Origin of the sequence: Bradyrhizobium diversitatis, from assembly GCF_016031635.1 — a bacterium.
Lineage (GTDB): Bacteria > Pseudomonadota > Alphaproteobacteria > Rhizobiales > Xanthobacteraceae > Bradyrhizobium > Bradyrhizobium diversitatis.
Genome location: NZ_JACEGD010000015.1, coordinates 84,312 through 101,511 on the forward strand (window position 1 = coordinate 84,312; position 17,200 = coordinate 101,511).

At 64.0% G+C, this 17,200-nt stretch carries 15 protein-coding genes and 1 pseudogene; 4 read left to right on the plus strand and 12 right to left on the minus strand.

The features are described from left to right. The 4 genes from H1B27_RS17645 to H1B27_RS17660 all read right to left on the minus strand — a co-directional run bounded on the left by H1B27_RS17645 (window position 1) and on the right by H1B27_RS17660 (window position 5,742). Entirely contained in the window at window positions 1–1,461 is a 1,461-nt protein-coding gene (locus tag H1B27_RS17645; protein WP_197966907.1) for a flavin-containing monooxygenase, read from the minus strand. Window positions 1,462–1,620: 159 nt separating this feature from the next. After that, window positions 1,621–3,042, minus strand: a complete 1,422-nt coding sequence (gene ahcY, locus H1B27_RS17650) for an adenosylhomocysteinase (protein ID WP_061878853.1) — start codon at window positions 3,040–3,042, stop codon at window positions 1,621–1,623. A gap of 87 nt (window positions 3,043–3,129) precedes the next feature. Then, window positions 3,130–4,326: a methionine adenosyltransferase gene (gene metK, locus H1B27_RS17655; RefSeq protein WP_061878852.1), complete on the minus strand. Its 1,197-nt coding sequence runs from the start codon at window positions 4,324–4,326 to the stop codon at window positions 3,130–3,132. 60 nt (window positions 4,327–4,386) lie between these two features. Next, window positions 4,387–5,742, minus strand: coding sequence for a hypothetical protein (locus tag H1B27_RS17660; RefSeq protein WP_061878907.1), 1,356 nt, complete (start codon window positions 5,740–5,742; stop codon window positions 4,387–4,389). A 117-nt stretch (window positions 5,743–5,859) separates the two neighbouring features. On the opposite strand from H1B27_RS17660, the pseudogene H1B27_RS40160 reads away from it, so the two are divergent. Continuing rightward, window positions 5,860–6,073 (plus strand): annotated as a pseudogene (locus H1B27_RS40160) (caspase family protein); the annotation flags it as partial. A gap of 169 nt (window positions 6,074–6,242) precedes the next feature. On the opposite strand, the gene H1B27_RS17665 reads toward H1B27_RS40160, so the two are convergent. The 6 genes from H1B27_RS17665 to H1B27_RS17690 all read right to left on the minus strand — a co-directional run bounded on the left by H1B27_RS17665 (window position 6,243) and on the right by H1B27_RS17690 (window position 12,163). Then, window positions 6,243–7,361 carry a cobalamin-independent methionine synthase II family protein gene (locus H1B27_RS17665; protein ID WP_197966908.1) on the minus strand — a complete coding sequence of 373 codons (1,119 nt, stop codon included), beginning with the start codon at window positions 7,359–7,361 and terminating at the stop codon, window positions 6,243–6,245. 73 nt (window positions 7,362–7,434) lie between these two features. Continuing rightward, on the minus strand, window positions 7,435–8,151 hold the full coding sequence (locus H1B27_RS17670) for an ABC transporter ATP-binding protein (RefSeq protein WP_061878850.1): 717 nt from the start codon (window positions 8,149–8,151) through the stop codon (window positions 7,435–7,437). Further along, window positions 8,144–8,899 (minus strand): ABC transporter ATP-binding protein, encoded by a 756-nt coding sequence (locus H1B27_RS17675; protein ID WP_197966909.1) that lies wholly within the window; start codon window positions 8,897–8,899, stop codon window positions 8,144–8,146. Before H1B27_RS17675 ends, H1B27_RS17670 begins: the two co-directional genes overlap by 8 nt. Beyond that, window positions 8,896–9,924 carry a branched-chain amino acid ABC transporter permease gene (locus H1B27_RS17680; protein WP_197966910.1) on the minus strand — a complete coding sequence of 343 codons (1,029 nt, stop codon included), beginning with the start codon at window positions 9,922–9,924 and terminating at the stop codon, window positions 8,896–8,898. Before H1B27_RS17680 ends, H1B27_RS17675 begins: the two co-directional genes overlap by 4 nt. An 8-nt stretch (window positions 9,925–9,932) precedes the next feature. Beyond that, window positions 9,933–10,802, minus strand: coding sequence for a branched-chain amino acid ABC transporter permease (locus H1B27_RS17685; RefSeq protein ID WP_197966911.1), 870 nt, complete (start codon window positions 10,800–10,802; stop codon window positions 9,933–9,935). A 170-nt stretch (window positions 10,803–10,972) separates the two neighbouring features. Then, window positions 10,973–12,163 (minus strand): ABC transporter substrate-binding protein, encoded by a 1,191-nt coding sequence (locus tag H1B27_RS17690; protein WP_197966912.1) that lies wholly within the window; start codon window positions 12,161–12,163, stop codon window positions 10,973–10,975. 499 nt (window positions 12,164–12,662) lie between these two features. Between H1B27_RS17690 and H1B27_RS17695 the strand changes: the two genes are divergently transcribed. Beyond that, window positions 12,663–12,947 (plus strand): hypothetical protein, encoded by a 285-nt coding sequence (locus H1B27_RS17695; RefSeq protein ID WP_197966913.1) that lies wholly within the window; start codon window positions 12,663–12,665, stop codon window positions 12,945–12,947. A 113-nt stretch (window positions 12,948–13,060) separates the two neighbouring features. On the opposite strand, the gene purU is transcribed toward H1B27_RS17695, so the two are convergent. Further along, window positions 13,061–13,924: a formyltetrahydrofolate deformylase gene (purU, locus tag H1B27_RS17700; protein ID WP_197966914.1), complete on the minus strand. Its 864-nt coding sequence runs from the start codon at window positions 13,922–13,924 to the stop codon at window positions 13,061–13,063. 152 nt (window positions 13,925–14,076) lie between these two features. On the opposite strand from purU, the gene H1B27_RS17705 reads away from it, so the two are divergent. Then, window positions 14,077–14,916 carry a uroporphyrinogen-III synthase gene (locus H1B27_RS17705; protein WP_197966915.1) on the plus strand — a complete coding sequence of 280 codons (840 nt, stop codon included), beginning with the start codon at window positions 14,077–14,079 and terminating at the stop codon, window positions 14,914–14,916. 123 nt (window positions 14,917–15,039) lie between these two features. After that, window positions 15,040–16,302: an MFS transporter gene (locus tag H1B27_RS17710; protein WP_197966916.1), complete on the plus strand. Its 1,263-nt coding sequence runs from the start codon at window positions 15,040–15,042 to the stop codon at window positions 16,300–16,302. Between the two features lie 12 nt (window positions 16,303–16,314). On the opposite strand, the gene H1B27_RS17715 is transcribed toward H1B27_RS17710, so the two are convergent. Then, window positions 16,315–16,989, minus strand: coding sequence for a Crp/Fnr family transcriptional regulator (locus tag H1B27_RS17715; RefSeq protein ID WP_028181433.1), 675 nt, complete (start codon window positions 16,987–16,989; stop codon window positions 16,315–16,317). Between the last annotated feature and the right edge of the window lie 211 nt (window positions 16,990–17,200).

Here is a 17,200-nt window from a genome sequence, read left to right on the forward strand (position 1 = left end):
TCAGGAATATTGCATCACACCATCGTCGATCCGGCCGAAGCGCAGGGAGACGATGTCGAGCGCGTAGTTCTGGTGCAGCCGCCACGGCCGCTTGGAACCCTGCTTCGGCAGTTTTGCCACCGAGCGCTGCACGTAGCCCGAGGTGAAATCGAGCGAGGGCTGCGCGGTGATCTCGGGGTCGTCATTGTGCGGCAGGCATTGACGGAAATTATGCCGGTCCATGTAGTTGATGAGCCGGCAGACATATTCGCAGGTGAGATCGCATTTCAGCGTCCAGGATGCATTGGTGTAGCCGAACGCCGAGGCCATGTTGGGCACGTCGGCATACATCATGCCCTTGTAGGTCAGCGTACTGGCGAAATCGACGGCGCCGCCGTCGACGCTGACCTCGAGACCGCCGACGACCTGGAGCACCAGCCCGGTCGCCGTCACGATGATGTCGGCCGCGAGCTCGCGGCCGTCCTTCAGACGGATACCGTCGCGGGTAAACGTGTCGATCTCGCTGGTGACGACGGAGGCGCGCTGCTCGCGGATCGCCTTGAACAGATCGCCGTCGGGAACAAGGCATAGCCGCTGGTCCCAGGGATTGTAGCGCGGCGTGAAATGGGTGGCGACGTCATAGCCGGGGCCGAGCGCCATCTGCACGCCTTTGAGGATAAGGTCCTTCACCTTGGCCGGACGGCGCCGGCTGAGCTGGAAGAAGAACATCCCCCACATCACGTTGCGCCAGCGGATCAGATGATAGGCGAGCCGCGCCGGCAAATTGCGGCGCAGCTTGTTGGCGAGGGGATCCTGCGCCGGGCGCGACACCACATAGGTCGGCGAACGCTGGAGCATGGTGACCTGCGCCGCTGTCTTGGCGAGCTCCGGCACCAGCGTCACCGCCGTGGCGCCCGAGCCGATCACCACGACACGCTTGCCCGCGTAGTCGATGTCCTCGGTCCACTTCTGCGGATGCACGATGCGGCCGGCGAAATCCGCCGTGCCCTTGAACTCCGGCGTGTAGCCCGCTTCGTATTTGTAATAGCCCGAGCACAAAAACAAGAAATTGCAGGTGAACCGCACGAGCTCGGTCGCGCCCTCGCCCGAGATGCGCTCGGCCTCGACGGTCCAGCGTGCATCAGGCGTCGACCACGACGCGCGCTTGACGCGATGGCGGAAGCGGATGTGCCTGTCGATGCCGTTCTCGGCCGCGGTCTCGCGCACATAGTTCAGGATCTGCGGCCCGTCGGCGATCGCCTTCGGATCCGTCCACGGCTTGAAGGAGTAGCCGAGCGTGAACATGTCGCTGTCGGAACGGATGCCGGGATAGCGGAACAGGTCCCAGGTGCCTCCGATGCAGTCGCGCCCCTCGAGGATGACGTAGCTCTTGGTCGGACACCTGGTCTGCAAATGATAGCCCGCGCCGATGCCTGATAGCCCGGCACCGACGATGAGGACGTCGACATGTTCTGGTTGCATGGTTTCCTCCGCCGCCGGCGAGTGTCCGCCCGCCGCTGCTGGCCGTCAATCCGCAATCAGCCGTGCAGCAACCAAAAGGCGAACCGAATTCCATGCGCCGAAAACAACGAAGCCCCGGATTCGCTCCGGGGCTTCGCGTCGAGATCGATCGAACCAGCATCAGTACCGGTAGTGGTCCGACTTGTACGGGCCTTCCTGCTTGACGCCGATGTAGTCGGCCTGATCCTTGCGCAGTTCGGTGAGCTTGACGCCGATCTTGGCGAGGTGCAGGCGCGCGACCTTCTCGTCGAGCGTCTTCGGCAGCACGTAGACCTTCTTCTCGTACTTGCCGTCCTTGTTGTTGGCGAACAGCTCGATCTGCGCCAGCGTCTGGTTGGTGAAAGACGCCGACATCACGAACGACGGATGGCCCATGGCGTTGCCGAGGTTCACGAGGCGGCCTTCCGACAGCATGATGATGCGGTGCTTGTCGGGGAATTCGATCTCGTCGACCTGCGGCTTGATGTTGGTCCACTTCAGATTGCGGAGCGCCGCGATCTGGATCTCGTTGTCGAAGTGACCGATGTTGCAGACGATGGCGCGATCCTTCATCGCGCGCATGTGCTCGATGGTGATGATGTCCTTGTTGCCGGTGGCGGTGACGAAGATGTCGGCGCGGGGCGCGGCGTCTTCCATGGTCACGACCTCGTAGCCCTCCATCGCGGCCTGCAGCGCGCAGATCGGATCGACTTCCGACACCATGACGCGGCAGCCGGCCTGGCGCAGCGAGGCCGCCGAGCCCTTGCCGACGTCGCCGAAGCCTGCGACCATCGCGACCTTGCCCGACAGCATCACGTCGGTACCGCGGCGGATGCCGTCGACCAGCGATTCACGGCAGCCATAGAGGTTGTCGAACTTCGACTTGGTGACGCTGTCGTTGACGTTGATCGCGGGGAACAGGAGCGTGCCCTTGTTGGCCATCTCGTAGAGGCGATGCACGCCCGTGGTGGTCTCTTCGGAGACGCCCTTGATGTTCTTGGCGATCTCGCCGAAATAGCCCTTCGGCTTCTCCTTGAGGAGGCGCTTGACCAGCGCGTAGAAGATCTCTTCTTCCTCCGAGCCCGGCTTGTCGAGGAAAGCGGTGTCGCCCTTCTCGGCGCGGACGCCGGCATGCACGAGCATGGTGGCATCGCCGCCGTCATCGAGGATCATGTTCGGCGTGCCGCCGCCATGCCAGTCGAACAGCTTTGCGGTGTAGTCCCAGTACTCGGTCAGCGTCTCGCCCTTGACGGCGAACACCGGAATGCCGGCGGCGGCGATCGCGGCCGCGGCGTGATCCTGCGTCGAATAGATGTTGCAGGAGACCCAGCGGATGTCGGCGCCGAGCGCTGCCAGCGTCTCGATCAGTACCGCGGTCTGAATGGTCATGTGCAGCGAGCCGGCGATGCGCGCGCCCTTCAGCGGCTGCTTTGGGCCGTATTCCTCGCGGGTGGCCATCAGGCCGGGCATCTCGGTCTCGGCGAGCGAGATCTCCTTGCGGCCGAAATCGGCGAGCGAAATGTCCTTGACGATGTAATCGGTGAAGCCGGGCTTCGCGTTCATAGGGGGTTCCTGTTTGTTGGCTCGTCTTGTTGGCCCGTCGTTCCGGGGCGCTCGTGAAACGAGCGAACCCGGAACGACGCAAGAGAACTAGAGTGCGCGCTTGAGCGGCTCGACGAGATCGGTCTTCTCCCAGGAGAAGCCGCCCTCGTTGTCGGGCGTCCGGCCGAAATGGCCGTAGGCAGATGTCCGCGCGTAGATCGGGCGGTTGAGGTCGAGATGGCTGCGGATGCCGCGCGGCGTGAGATCCATCGCCTGCGCCGCCGCCTTCTCGAGCTGATCCTCCGACACCTTGCCGGTGCCGTGGGTGTCGATGTAGATCGACAGCGGACGCGCGACACCAATGGCGTAGGCGAGCTGGAGCGTGCAGCGGTCGGCAAGACCGGCCGCGACGATGTTCTTGGCGACGTAGCGCGCAGCGTAAGCCGCCGAGCGGTCGACCTTGGTCGGATCCTTGCCGGAGAACGCGCCGCCGCCGTGCGGGGCCGCGCCGCCATAGGTGTCGACGATGATCTTGCGGCCGGTCAGGCCGGTGTCGCCGTCGGGACCGCCGATGAAGAACTTGCCGGTCGGATTGATGTGCCAGATCGTCTTCGGCGTGATCCAGTCCCTTGGCAGCGCTTCGCGCACATAGGGCTCGACGATGTCACGGATTTGCTTGGAGGTGAGGTCCTCGACCAGATGCTGGTGCGAGACCACGATCTCGCGCACGGCGACCGGCTTGCCGTTCTCGTACTGCACGGTGACCTGGCTCTTGGAATCCGGGCCCAGCACCTTCTCCTTGCCGGAGTGACGGGCTTCGGAGATCAGGCGCAGGATCTTGTGGGCGTAGAAGATCGGCGCCGGCATCAGGTCGGGCGTCTCGTTGGTGGCGTAACCGAACATGATGCCCTGGTCGCCCGCGCCTTCTTCCTTGACCTCGCCCGGCTGAAGCGCATCGACGCCTTGGGCGATGTCGGCCGACTGCGGATGCAGGAGGATCTCGATGTCGCAAGTCTTCCAGTGGAAGCCCTCCTGCTCGTAGCCGATGTCCTTGATCGCGCCCCGGACGACGCTCTCGATCTGCTCGTTGGTCACCGACTCCGGACCGCGGGTCTCGCCGGCGATCACCACCTTGTTGGTGGTTGCGAGCGTCTCGCAGGCGGCGCGGATGGCCCACGGATCGATGCCCGCCTTCGGCCCTTCGCGATAGAACAGGTCGACGATCTCGTCGGAGATCCGGTCACAGACCTTGTCCGGATGGCCCTCGGACACGGACTCGCTGGTGAAGAGATAGGACGCGCGCATCAGTAACCCCTTGTTCCGCCGCTAGCCGGCGGGCGTTTGCGATGTTTACCTTTAATGATGTCAATCACGCCGGCGCGAGATGACGTAGGATTCGTCGAGAAACCAGAGCCCATTGTACTTTCGAAGCACGTCCCTGGCGGCGTCCAGGGTGCGGCTGTTTTGAGTCATTTCCGTCAACCGGTCGTCCTCAATCTGAGCGACATACACTGCCGCATTCCACGCTGCAAAGGCCGTCGAGGTTCCGATAGTGCCCGTGACCTCGTTGGGCAGAGCTTCCATATCATACCTGAAGATCGAACGGTTGTCCGCGTAGGCATTAAAATTTAAGTCGCGGCCCACCGATCCAAGTTCATACTTAACTGCGCGCAATAGCTCATGACGGCTCACTGAGAAAGGGTTTTCTCCCGGCCAGATCGCCTGGATCATTTCCATGCCCGGATCCTGGCCGTGGGAGTGGATTCCGATCAGCCGCCCCCCCGGTCGAAGCGCCCGCGCCAGGGGGGCAATGATGCGCTTGGCCCGGAAATTGACCGAGGACAGGGCCCGGTAGGGCTGGGAAGCGATGACGAGGTCGAAATTGGCCTCGGCCTGGCCCGGCCGCGGAATGGTCGCATCCAGAAGAAACCTGTGGTCCTCGCGATAGAGCACGAGGACGACGGGCCGCTCGTAGAGCGGCATGGCGGTGCGGGGGCTGATCGCGGCGCGCCAGTTCTGCTCCAGGAATGGCCTCAGCTCCGCGATCTGCTGCTCGAACTCGCCCGACGAAGCGCCGCGGAGCGGCACCTCGTGCCAGACGGTAGCGGCCGCCGCAGCCGGCGATGCCGGCGTGAGCCAGGGCGCCTCCGCGTAAAACATGTTGGTGAAGACGAATACCGATGCCGGATGCTCGAAAATGCGATCCGGCACCTTTTCCAGGGTCAGGCGCAGGTCCTCCAGACTGAGCTCCTTGCCGGCGACATAGAACGGCATGTGCGGAAAGCGCTGATGCGTTGCGCGCAGCACCCGCGCCAGCACCGTGCCGTCGCCGACGCCGGCATCGAACAGGCGCAAGGCCGGCGGGCGCGGATGGATGGAGGCCAGTTCCAGCGCGACCCTGTCTGCGATCACTCGCTTTTCGCTGCAGGTGTGGACGAACAGCAGGTATTTCTGGCGGTTCTCGAAGAACCGGAAATTGCCGCGTGGATCGCGCTTTTCGGGCGGGACCTGAAGTCCCCGCGGCGGCGGCATGCCGCCGGCGATCGATGCGGCCATATAGGCCTGGATCCGCTCCAGGGTGTCGATGGTGATGCGTTTTCCCTCGCGCAGGCGATGCACGAGCTTCCCATCATTCACCGCGCGCCGGCCGAACGTCGATTCCGCCATGTCCGCCTTGCGGCAGAACTCCGTGATCTGGCTCAGGATTTCGTCGTTCTTCATGGAGTGGGACACAGTGGGCAGGTAGGTTGGGTTCTGTGTCCTAGCAAATTCTGCCCACTCGGGGAATAGCGCATACGTCCGGCGCCACGATCCGTCCGCGGCGAGCCGCCGCTGATGGGCTACGCGACCGCGCCAGGAGAGGTCCCACCCGACGGCGAAGGCGCGAGCTCGCGGTGCTCCGCCGCTCTCGCGCCAAGTCGACACGCCGGGCGTGGAGGCGCAGAAGATGTTGAGGCGGGTGCGGGCTGAGGTTGGTGTCGGCCACGAAGAACAATCAGGTGCCGTGGTCGAACTCGCCGTGATGGGGGAGGTCGATCGGGCGGAGAGGTGAGATGCTCTCGTGCCCCCGGACGCAGCGCAGCGGCTCTTCAGCGGTGCGCTGCAGAGCCGGGGCCCATATCTCCGAAGAGCAAGTCGAGCAGCATGGATCCCGGCTCTGCGCAGCAACGCAAGAGCGTTGCAGCGCGTCCGGGACATGCGTGAGCCTTAGCTGCGGAGACTTACTGGCCCCACACTTCCTTCGCGATCTCGACCGCAAGGCTGAGCTTGGCCCATTGCTCCTCCTCGGAGAGGACGTTGCCCTCTTCCGTCGAGGCAAAGCCGCATTGCGGCGAGAGTGCGAGTTGCTCCAGCGGGGCGAACTTGGCGGCTTCTTCCAGGCGGCGCTTGATGTCGTCCTTCTTCTCGAGCTCACCGAACTTCGAGGTGATGACGCCGACCACGACGACCTTGTTGCCCTTGGGCAGGAAGCGAAGCGGCTCGAAGCCGCCGGCGCGGTCGCTGTCGTATTCGAGGAAGTAACCGTCGTAATTGGTGCCGGCGAGCATGGTCTCGGCCACCGGCTCGTAGCCGCCCGAGGAGATCCAGGTGGAGCGGAAATTACCGCGGCAGACATGCGTCGTCACCACCATGTCGGCTGGCTTTTCGGCCAGCGCATAGTTGATGATGCGCGCATAGATCTGCTGGAGACCATCCGGGTTGTCGCCGCGCTCACGCGCCTTCTGCAATTCGTCCTGCGAGCAGAGATAGGCCCAGACGGTATCGTCGAACTGGAGATAGCGGCAGCCGGCGTCATAGAAGGCCTTCAGCGCCTTGCGATAGGTCTTGCCGAGATCCTCGTAGAACGCATCGAGATCGGGATAGACGTCCTTGGAGATCGACTTGCGGCCGCCGCGGAAGTGGAGCACCGTCGGCGACGGGATCGTCATCTTGGCGGTAACGTGGGCCTGGTCGGCGTATTTCTTCAGGAAGCGGAAGTGATCCAGCATCGGGTGGTTGTCGGGGAAATCGAGCTTGCCGATGACGCGGACCGCATCGTGGCGGGTTTGCACGCCCGCGAACTGGATGCCGGTGTCGGGGTGGAACAGCTCGCAGCCGGTGAGCTTGGCCAGGAAGTCGAAATGCCACCAGGAGCGGCGGAATTCGCCGTCGGTCGCGAGCTTCAGGCCAATCGAGGCCTGCTTGTGCACGACCTTCTCGATCTCCAAATCCTCGATCTTGCGCAGATCGTCGGCCGAGATCTCGCCCTTCTCGAGCCTGGCGCGCGCCTCCTTGATCTTGGCCGGACGCAGGAGACTGCCGACCTCGTCGGCGCGGAAAGGGGCTCTGGTTCGCTGCATTTTTGTTTCTCCCGAAATTTCAGTCAGCGCTCGTTGTACTCCTTCTCCCCGCAAGCGGGGAGAAGCGAAGAAATCAGTGGACCGCTGCCCCTGCGACGCCGAGGTGGCGTTCCAGGACCGAGGGATCGGCCTTCAGCGCGGCACTCGGGGCGTCGTGGACGATCGTTCCGCGCTCCAATATCACAACGCGGTCGGCGAGCCCCAGAATCTTTTGGGCATTCTGCTCGACGATGATCGAGCAGATGCCGCCCGCCCGGGTGATGGTCCCGATCGCCTTGAGCAGCTCCTCGACGATAATGGGGGCGAGGCCCTCGGTCGGCTCGTCCAGCAGCAGGACTTTCGGGTTGAGGGTCAGCGCGCGGCCGATCGCCAGCATCTGCTGCTCGCCGCCGGAGAGCTGGTTGCCAAAGTTGCTGCGCCGTTCCTTCAGCCGCGGGAACATCTCGTAAACCTTCTCGACGGTCCAGGGACCGGGCTGCTCCACCGCCGTCATGTTCTCTTCCACCGTCAGCGAGCGGAAGATGTTGCGCTCCTGCGGCACCCAGCCAATGCCGGCGCGGGCCCGCTGGTCGGGACGCAGCGTCGTGACGTCGGCGCCGGCGAGCGCGATCGAGCCGGAGAAGCGGCGGGTGACGCCGACGATGGAGTTGATCAGCGTGGTCTTGCCGGTGCCGTTGCGACCGAGCAGCGCCAGCACCTGGCCCTCGGCGAGGCGCAGGGACATGTTGGGCAGGACCACCGCCTCGCCATAGCCGGCGCGCAGGGAATCGATCGCGAGCAGGTCAGACATTGACCGCCTCCTCGCCGAGATAGACAGCCTTCACCTGCGGATCGCGCGCGACCTGTTCGGGCGGCCCCTCGGTGAGCAGCGCGCCCGAGACCAGCACCGAGATGCGGTCGGCGAAGGAGAACACGAGATCCATGTCGTGTTCGATCAGGAGCACGGTGACGTCGCGCGGCAGCGCGCCGACGACGGCGAGAATGTCGTGGCGCTCGCTCTCGGGCACGCCGGCAGCGGGCTCGTCGAGCAGCAGAACGCGCGGCTTGGCGGCAATGGCAACCGCAATCTCGAGCAGGCGCTGCTTGCCGTAGGGCAGCGTCACCGTCTGTTCGTTCATGACGTCGAGCAGGTGGAAGCGCGCCAGCAGTTCGGCAATCTCGTCATTGACGTCATTGCGCGTGCCCATCCGTCGCCACCAGTCGCCGCCATGGCCGAGACGCTCGGAAACGGCAAGGCCGATGGTCTCGAGCGGGGTCAGGTCGGGATAGAGCTGGTTGATCTGGAAGGTACGCGACAGGCCGCGCAGCACGCGCCTGTGCACCGGCAGATCGGTGATGTCCTGGCCTTCGAGCAGGATGCGGCCCGAGTTCGGCTTGAGCACCCCGGTGAGCTGGTTGATGACCGTGGTCTTGCCCGCGCCGTTCGGGCCGATCAGCGCGTGGCGGGCGCCCTGCTCGATCCTCAAGGACAAATCGCGGGTGACGCGCAGGCCGCCGAACTGCTTTTCGAGATTCTTCGTTTCGAGCGCGATGGTCATGCGTCGCTCTCCGGCACGGCAACGACGGCCTTGCGCCCGGCGAGCTGCTTGATCACCAGATTCGGCACATACAGCACCCAGCGATGCAGCCGCTGGCGGCCGACCAGAACGATCACGACCAGCACGAGCCCGATCCAGAACTGCCAGTATTGCGGCGTGATGGTCGAGAACAATTCCTGGAGCATGCGGAACACCACCGCGCCGATCAGCCCGCCATAGAGATAGCCGGTGCCACCGATCACGAGCACCAGCATCAAGTCGGCGGATCGCTCGAAAGCGAACACATCGAGCGAGGCGATCGCAGTGGTCTGGGTGAACAGCGCGCCCGCGATGCCGGCATAGAACGCAGCCAGCGTGTAGATCGCGATCAGGCGGCGGTTGACCGGAATGCCGATGGCGGCGGCCCGGAGCGGATTGTTCTTGATCGCGCGCAGCGACAGGCCGAACGGCGAATGCACGACACGGCGGGCGAACAGGAACAGCAGGAACAGGACAGCCAGCGAATAGAAGAAGCCGGCCTTGCCGAACATGTCGAAGGGGATCACGCCGAAGATCGGCTGCATCTCGATGCCCTGCAGGCCGTCGGTGCCGCCGGTGATGTTGGAGAAGCGCTCGGCGAGCGCCTCCAGCAGCAGGGCGATGCCGAGCGTCACCATCAAACGCGTCAGGTCGACGCCGCGGATCACCAGGAAGCTGGTGGCAAAGCCGAGCACCATCGCGGCAAGACCGGCGACGACCAGCGCCAGCACGGGCTCGGTGACGATGCCATGAAGCGCAAGAAGCCCGGCCGCATAGGCGCCAACGCCGAAGAACGCGGCATGGCCGAGCGAGACGATGCCGGCATAGCCGAGGATCAGGTCGAGCGACATCGTGAACAGCGCGAGCCGCAGGATGTCGGTCATGATCAGATAGCGGTTGGGAAAGGCGAAGCCGCAGGCCAGCACGATCAGCCAGAAGGCGACTTCACCGTAGTGCCACCGCGCGTGGCGCTGGGCGTGATAACCGACGTCGGACGAAGCGCTCATCGGCGAACTCAACGCGCGGCCGTGCGGCCGAACAGGCCGTTCGGGCGCCAGATCAGGATCAGGATCATCATGGTGTAGATCACGAACGGCCCCATCTTCGGCACGTAATATTTGCCGGCGACGTCGCCGATGCCGAGCAGGAGCGAGGCCAGGAACGGGCCGGTGATCGAAGAGGAGCCGCCCACGGTGACCACGATCAGGAAGTAGATCATGAATTTCAGTGGAAAATATGGGTCGAGGCCGAGGATCTCGGCGCTGAGCGCGCCGCCGAGGCCGGCGAGCCCGCATCCGAAGGCGAAGGTGAAGGCGAACACCTGCGGCACGTTGATGCCGAGGCCGCTGGCGGCGCGCGGGTCGTCGACCGCGGCGCGCAGGCGGCTGCCGAAGCGCGTCTTGGCCAGCACCATCTGAAGCGCGATGGTAAGCAGGCCGCAGATCACGATGATCATCAACCGGTAGCGGCCGATGCCGACGCCGAACAGGTCGAACTGGCCCTGGAGCGCGGCCGGCAAATTGATGAAGACGCGCGAGGAGCCCTGGATGTAGTCCACGGCCGCCACCGACATGAAGGTCAGGCCGATCGTGAACAGAACCTGGTCGAGATGGTTGCGCGCATAGAGGTGGCGGTACAGCGTGCGTTCAAGCACTATACCGATTGCAGCCGAAGAAACGAAAGCGAGCGGCAGGGCGGCGAAGAATGGCCAGCCCATCCGGTTGACCAGCACCATGCAGACATAGCCGCCGGCCATGGCGAAGGCGCCATGGGCGAGATTGACGAAATTCATCAGGCCGAGCGTGACCGCGAGCCCGCAGGCGAGCACGAACAGCAGCATGCCGTAAGCAACGCCATCGAACAGGTTGGTGAGGATTGCGGTCATTGTCTCAGCTTGGAGTTGGTCGTCATGGCCGGGCTCGTCCCGGCCATCCACGTTCTTGTCCGGGCCGCCGCGTGGATGCCCGGGTCAAGCCCGGGCATGACGCTGGAGCAAGCGGCATGAGATCCCGGTTTCGCGCTAATGCGCGCTCCGGGATGACGCGCTTTCGCGCGTCACTTCTTGGTCTTGCCGAGGTCCTTGACGGCTTCGAAGGTCGCGAACTCGACGTTGTAGAGCTCGCCGTCGACCTTCTCGACCTTGCGGATGTAGATGTTCTGCACGATGTCACGGGTCTCGGGATCGATCGAGATCGGGCCGCGCGGGCTTTCCCACTTCATCCCCTTCATGGCCTCGACAAGCTTGGTGCCGTCCGTGTCGCCGCCGGTCTTCTTCAGCGCCTCGTAGATCAGATGGATGCCGTCATAGCCGCCCACGGCCATGAAGCCCGGACGGTTGCCGAAGGCCTTCTTGTAGGCTGCGACGAAATCCTTGTTCATCTGCGAGGGATGCGCCGCAGAATAGAGGTGCGCGGTGACGGTGCCAAGCACAGCATCGCCCATGTTGTTGAGCAGGTCGTCGTCGGTGACGTCTCCGGGCCCGATCACTTTGATGCCGGCCTTGTCGAGGCCGCGCTCGGCATACTGTTTCATGAAGTTGCCACCCTGGCCGGCCGGCACGAACACGAAGATCGCATCGGGCTTGGCGTCCTTCATGCGCTGGAGGAACGGCGCGAAGTCAGGATTTTGCAAGGGCGTCTTGACCTCTTCGACCACCTCACCACCGCCCGCGGTGAAATGCTGCTTGAAGAAGTTGAGCGCGTCATTGCCCGGCGCGTAGTCCGAAGTCAGCGTCGCGACCTTCTTGATGCCGTTCTTCACCGCCCAGTCGCCGATGATGGTTGATGACTGCGCCAGCGTGAAGCTGGTGCGCACGATATAGGGCGAGCGCTCGGTGATGATGGAAGTGCCGGCTGCCATCACGACTTCCGGAATCTTGGCCTGCGTGGCGAGCGGCGCGGCAGCAAGCGCGGCTGGAGTCACGCCGAAGCCGGCGATGAAATTGACCTTGTCGTTGACGATCAGCTCCTGCGCGGCGGTCTTGGTCTTGTCCGGGATCGCAGCATCGTCCTTGACGATGATCTCGATCTTCTTGCCGGCGACGGTGTCGCCCTTCTGCTGCATGTAGAGCTTGATCGCGTTCTCGATCTGCTTGCCGGTCGAGGCTTGGCCGCCGGTCATCGGCAGGATCAGACCGATCTTGACGCTGTCCTGGGCCTTCGCAGGCGCGAGGCCGGCAAGGCCTGCAATGGCCGCAACCGCGGCGGCCCAAGTCGCCTTATGCGACAGTTGTTTGCGTTCGAACATCAGATGTCCCTCCCCTTCATTCCTGACCGTTGTGCCCTGGACCGAGTGCCCGGCCCTTGCCTTCACCTTTAGCTGCCGCAAGTGCTCGGCGGCGCCACATGGGCGTCTTTCGCGCCCTGCTTGTCAATCGGACGTTCGGCGGCCCTTCGGCACAGCCCGAGTGTCCAGAAGACCGATCGACTGGACGCGGTGCCACCGCATCGGAGTAGCTCGAGCACCGCCTTCATTTGTACGAATGTACAAACAAAATGGACTTGTCAACGAAAACCCCTGCCCGCGGACCAAGCCATGTTGTCGCGAGCCTCGCACCAAGTCCAGAAATGCGAAGGATCGCGTGCATGGAGGATTTCGCCTTTCTTTTGCAGAATCTGTACATCCACGCGCCTCACTCGGGCGCAACTCGGTAACAAATTACCTACCTCGAATAAGTCTATTTTACCTTGTTGAAGGCTACGCTTCTTCCTGCCGAACTGGCGTCCAATCACCGAACGCGTACACCATGCCCAAGCCTCTTCGTTCCGCCCTCGTCCTCGTTGCGCTTGCCGCGGGGCTGTCCGGCTGCGGGACGGTTAACGAAAAACTCTCCGCCGGCATGGGCGATTACGTCCCGCAATGGGCCGGCGGCCTGCCCGCCGATGCTCCGCCGCGACCGGGCACGCCGCAATACGACGCCTACATGAAGGAACGCGAACGCAAACGCCTGCTGCCGGCCGCGGATCGCGAGAAGGAAGAACAGGCCCAGAAGGGCGCAACGGGAACGGCGTCGGGCAACGCGGTGCGTTGAATCGTCATTCCGGGGCGCCTCGAAGAGGCGAACTATGGTGCGCAATTGCGCACCTGAGAATCTCGAGATTCCGGGTTCGATGCTGGCGCATCGCCCCGGAATGACTCCCACGATCAATCCACGAACACCACCGTCTTGCGGCCGTTGAGGATGACGCGATCGTGGAGATGGTAGCGGATGGCCCGTGCCAGCACGCGGCGCTCGATGTCCCGGCCCTTCCGGACCAGATCCTCAGGCGTGTCGCGATGGCTGATGCGCTCGACGTCCTGGTCGATGATCGGGCCCTCGTCGAGGTCGCGCGTGACGTAATGCGCGGTGGCGCCGATCAGCTTGACGCCGCGCTCATGGGCCTGGTGATAGGGCTTGGCGCCCTTGAAGCCAGGCAGGAACGAGTGGTGGATGTTGATGCAGCGCCCCGACAGCTTTGCCGACAGATCGTCGGACAGGATCTGCATGTAGCGGGCGAGCACCACCAGATCGGTCTTTGTCTTGCCGACGAGGTCCATGATCTGCGCTTCCTGCTCGCGCTTGGTCTCCTTGGTCACGGGCAGATGGTGGAACGGGATGCCGCCGAAATCGAGCCCGGAATAGACTTCGCGCGGATGGTTGGAGACGATCGCGGTCGGAATCATCGGCAATTCGCCGGTGCGCCAGCGATAGAGGATGTCGACCAGGCAGTGGTCGGATTTCGACACCAGCAGCATCACCTTGCGATGCGCGGCGCGGTCCCGCATCTGCCACTCCATGCCGAAACGCTCGGCGATCGCGGCAAAGCCGGTCTGCAGCGCCGACAGTTCCACGGCAAGATCGGCCGCGGTGAACACCACCCGCATGAAGAACTTCTCGGTCTCGACGTCGTCGAACTGCTGGGCGTCGAGGATGTTCTGTCCGTTGTGGGCAAGGAACGTCGACACCGCCGAAACGATGCCGGGGCGATCCGGACAGGACAGGGTCAGGACATATTGATGGTCGGGCATGTTGATGAACAGGCTTGGTTCTTGATGAAGGTTTGTGCAGCGGAACTATCCGCGATTTGCGCCCTGCTCTAGCACCGACCCCGCCCTTGCGCCAATCCCGGGCGCAGAGTCAGGATGAACGGACGATTGCAATCCATGATCGGAGCATACCCATGGCCGACCGCTTGAACGGCTACCGCATCTTAATTCTGGAAACGCGGGAGGAGGCGCAGTTTTCGAAGCTTCTGGCCGAGCAAGGCGCCGAGGTCGTGCAATGCCCGATGTTCACCATCCGTGATGCGCCGGACCCGGCTCCGGTGGAGGCCTGGATCTGGCGTGCCATCGACAAGCCCTTCGACGATCTCGTGCTGATGACGGGCGAAGGCCTGCGTCGGATCATGAAGCTCGCCGGCGCACGCGGGCTCGACACCGCCCTTGTCGCGGCACTCGCCAAAGCGCGAAAATTCACCCGGGGTCCGAAGCCCGGCAAGGCGCTGCGCGAGATCGGTCTCGAGGCGCAGCAGACCACGGAGAAGCCGACCACCGAGGGGGTGATCGAGATGCTGGCCAGGCTCGACCTGAAAGGACGACGCCTCGGTCTCCAGCTCTATCCTGACAAGGACCACGGCGCGCTGACCGGCGCGCTGGCCGCGCGAGGCGCCGCCGTCGATACTGTGCTGCCCTATGTCTACGATTCCAAGGCAGCGGATGCGAACATCGTCGCCGCCATCGACGACATGGCCGAGGGGCGGATCGATTCCATTGCGCTGACCAATCTCGGCCAGGTCCGCCGCCTGATCCAGGCGGCGAAGGCGTATGGCGCCGAAGCAAAACTGCGTACAGGCCTCGAACGGACGTTGATCGCCTCGGTGGGGCCGGCGGTCTCCGGTGAACTCGCCGCGCACGGTCTGCGCACGGACGTCTCGCCGGCGGATGAAGCCTATTTCATGCGTCCGCTGATCTCGGCGATGGCCGCGGCGCTGGCGGAGCGGAAACCGGCCGCGACCAGATAAGAGCTGAGCGCGGGAGCGGCATGCGGCCGCTCTGATTGACACGCGCGTCGGCGGCCCTACGTTGCGGGAAATGAAAAGAAACCACACGGGCTAGGGAATCGCCGTGACACGCGCCATCGCGTCTTGAACACAGCCGCACGACGTTCTGCGCTCGCGCCGTTCCGCATCCGCAATTACCGCTTTCAATGGCCATCGGATCTGCTCACCTCCTGGGCCTTCGAGGTCGAGACGCTGGTACTCGGCTGGTACATCATTGTCGAAACTGGCTCGGTGCTGCTGCTCACCGTGCTTGCTTCACTCCAGTTCGTCGGAACACTGGTCGCGCCCGTGTTCGGCATGATCGGCGACCGCATGGGCCATCGCGATCTCCTGGTCGCGATGCGTCTTGCCTATACGGCGCTGTCGTCGACCATCATGGTCCTGGCGCTGACCGGTCACCTGTCGCCGCTGAGCGTCATGATCATCGTCGCGATCATGGGCCTGATCCGCCCTTCGGATCTCGGCGTCCGCGGCGCGCTGCTTGCCGAGATCATGCCGGCCGGGCAGCTGGTCGGCGCCATCAGCGTTGCGCGCACGACCCAGGACAGCGCCCGCATCGCCGGGGCGTTGACTGGCGCCGGGCTGTTCGCCGTCCTTGGCATTGGGCTCGTGTATGTGGCGATTGCCGGGCTCTACCTCGTGGCTGCGCTTCTGATGCTCTGCCTGACGCGGCCGGAAAGGTCGGTCACCACGAGCAATCTCCCGGCGAACGGCCACGCGGTTTCGAGGTTGCTGGGCGACCTGAAGGAAGGCATCGTCTATGCCTGGAACGGCCCGGGAATGCGCGCGGCGCTGTGCGTCGCCTTCCTGGCCAATCTCACCGCATTTCCCTTCACGGGCGGATTGTTGCACTACATCGCGCGGGAGATCTTTCACACCGACCAGACCGGCCTCGGTTATCTCTCGGCGAGCTTCGCCGTCGGCTCGCTGATCGGCTCCATCACGCTCAGCCTGGTCAGTGGCGTGCGCATTGCCCGGCTTCTGATCGGCGCGACGCTGGCCTGGTACGCCATGCTGCTGGTCTTCGTCGAGGTCAGGTCCATGCCGGTGGCGATGACCTGCCTCGTGCTCGCCGGCATCGCCCAGAGCATGTCGATGATCTCGGCCGCCGTCATTCTGATGCGCACCGCGAGCGCACATCTGCGAGGCCGCGTCATGGGCGTGCGCATGATGGTCATCTATGGCTTGCCGATCGGACTGCTCGCAGCCGGCAGCCTGATCGACGTCATCGGCTATTCCGCGACGGGCTCGCTCTATGCCGCCGCGGGCTTCTTCGCGATGCTGGCGATCGCGGTGCGTTGGCGCGCCGACCTCTGGCCTGTGCACGCCCCCGCCAACGCGCGGTGACGAACATCCGCTCTAATCCCCGTACCCGCGCAGCCGCTCGATATCGAGGATGGTGACGCCGCCATATTCCAGCCGCAGCAGCCCCTCTTTCTCCAGCCGGTTCAGCGCGCGGTTGGCGTTCTGGCGGGACATGCCGGAGAGCGCCCCGATCTCCTCCTGCGTGATCTCCAGATGCGTGGTCGATTCGGGATAGAGGATCGGGTTGAACAGCGAAGCAATGCTGCGGGCGAGGCGCGCGGTGGCGTCCAGGGTGCGGTTGACTTCGAGCATGCCGATGAACTGGCCGAGCCGCTCGTTGAGCTGGCGCACCAGAAAGCGGTTGAAGCCGACGCTGTTCTCGAATAGCCACATGAATGCACTGCGCTCCATCAGTGCGACGCGGCTGTCGCGCAGCGCGACCACGTCATAGCGGCGCGGCTCGTTCTTGAGCACGCTGCCCTCGCCGAACCAGGCCCCTGCCGTCAGCCCGGCAAGGCTGGTCTCCTTGCCGTCGCGCGAGACCCCGCCCATACGTGCCAGGCCGCTCACCATGCCGGCCCAATAGGCAAAAATGTCACCGCGCATGAACACGGTCTCGCCGGTGCCGTAGGACCGCTCCGTGATTCCGGCACGCGCGACCTCGATCTCCGCTTGCGTGAGCTCGCGCGACCAGGCGGCGACGCGCTTCAGATGATCTTCTGAAATCATGATCTGGCGGCCAGCCGCACGATTTCGTCACTCCGCTTTCTGCTGCATTGCAACATGATGGTATCGACCGCCATTCGACCAAAGATGAACGCCGCTGCCGGCCCGCAAACTTTGTCGCAGAATTGTCAGCCCGGAGACATTTCAAAATAGCGCTTTCCCCTATTGAGGACCACCTCGGGCGATACGGCTTTCGATCCCAAACGGGAACGAG

Excerpts from the sequence above, each read along its gene's own strand:
- H1B27_RS17645 (WP_197966907.1), bottom strand. The coding sequence starts at position 1,461 with ATGCAACCAGAACATGTCGACGTCCTCATCGTCGGTGCCGGGCTATCA.
- ahcY (WP_061878853.1), bottom strand. The coding sequence starts at position 3,042 with ATGAACGCGAAGCCCGGCTTCACCGATTACATCGTCAAGGACATTTCG.
- metK (WP_061878852.1), bottom strand. The coding sequence starts at position 4,326 with ATGCGCGCGTCCTATCTCTTCACCAGCGAGTCCGTGTCCGAGGGCCAT.
- H1B27_RS17660 (WP_061878907.1), bottom strand. The coding sequence starts at position 5,742 with ATGAAGAACGACGAAATCCTGAGCCAGATCACGGAGTTCTGCCGCAAG.
- H1B27_RS17665 (WP_197966908.1), bottom strand. The coding sequence starts at position 7,361 with ATGCAGCGAACCAGAGCCCCTTTCCGCGCCGACGAGGTCGGCAGTCTC.
- H1B27_RS17670 (WP_061878850.1), bottom strand. The coding sequence starts at position 8,151 with ATGTCTGACCTGCTCGCGATCGATTCCCTGCGCGCCGGCTATGGCGAG.
- H1B27_RS17675 (WP_197966909.1), bottom strand. The coding sequence starts at position 8,899 with ATGACCATCGCGCTCGAAACGAAGAATCTCGAAAAGCAGTTCGGCGGC.
- H1B27_RS17680 (WP_197966910.1), bottom strand. The coding sequence starts at position 9,924 with ATGAGCGCTTCGTCCGACGTCGGTTATCACGCCCAGCGCCACGCGCGG.
- H1B27_RS17685 (WP_197966911.1), bottom strand. The coding sequence starts at position 10,802 with ATGACCGCAATCCTCACCAACCTGTTCGATGGCGTTGCTTACGGCATG.
- H1B27_RS17690 (WP_197966912.1), bottom strand. The coding sequence starts at position 12,163 with ATGTTCGAACGCAAACAACTGTCGCATAAGGCGACTTGGGCCGCCGCG.
- H1B27_RS17695 (WP_197966913.1), top strand. The coding sequence starts at position 12,663 with ATGCCCAAGCCTCTTCGTTCCGCCCTCGTCCTCGTTGCGCTTGCCGCG.
- purU (WP_197966914.1), bottom strand. The coding sequence starts at position 13,924 with ATGCCCGACCATCAATATGTCCTGACCCTGTCCTGTCCGGATCGCCCC.
- H1B27_RS17705 (WP_197966915.1), top strand. The coding sequence starts at position 14,077 with ATGGCCGACCGCTTGAACGGCTACCGCATCTTAATTCTGGAAACGCGG.
- H1B27_RS17715 (WP_028181433.1), bottom strand. The coding sequence starts at position 16,989 with ATGATTTCAGAAGATCATCTGAAGCGCGTCGCCGCCTGGTCGCGCGAG.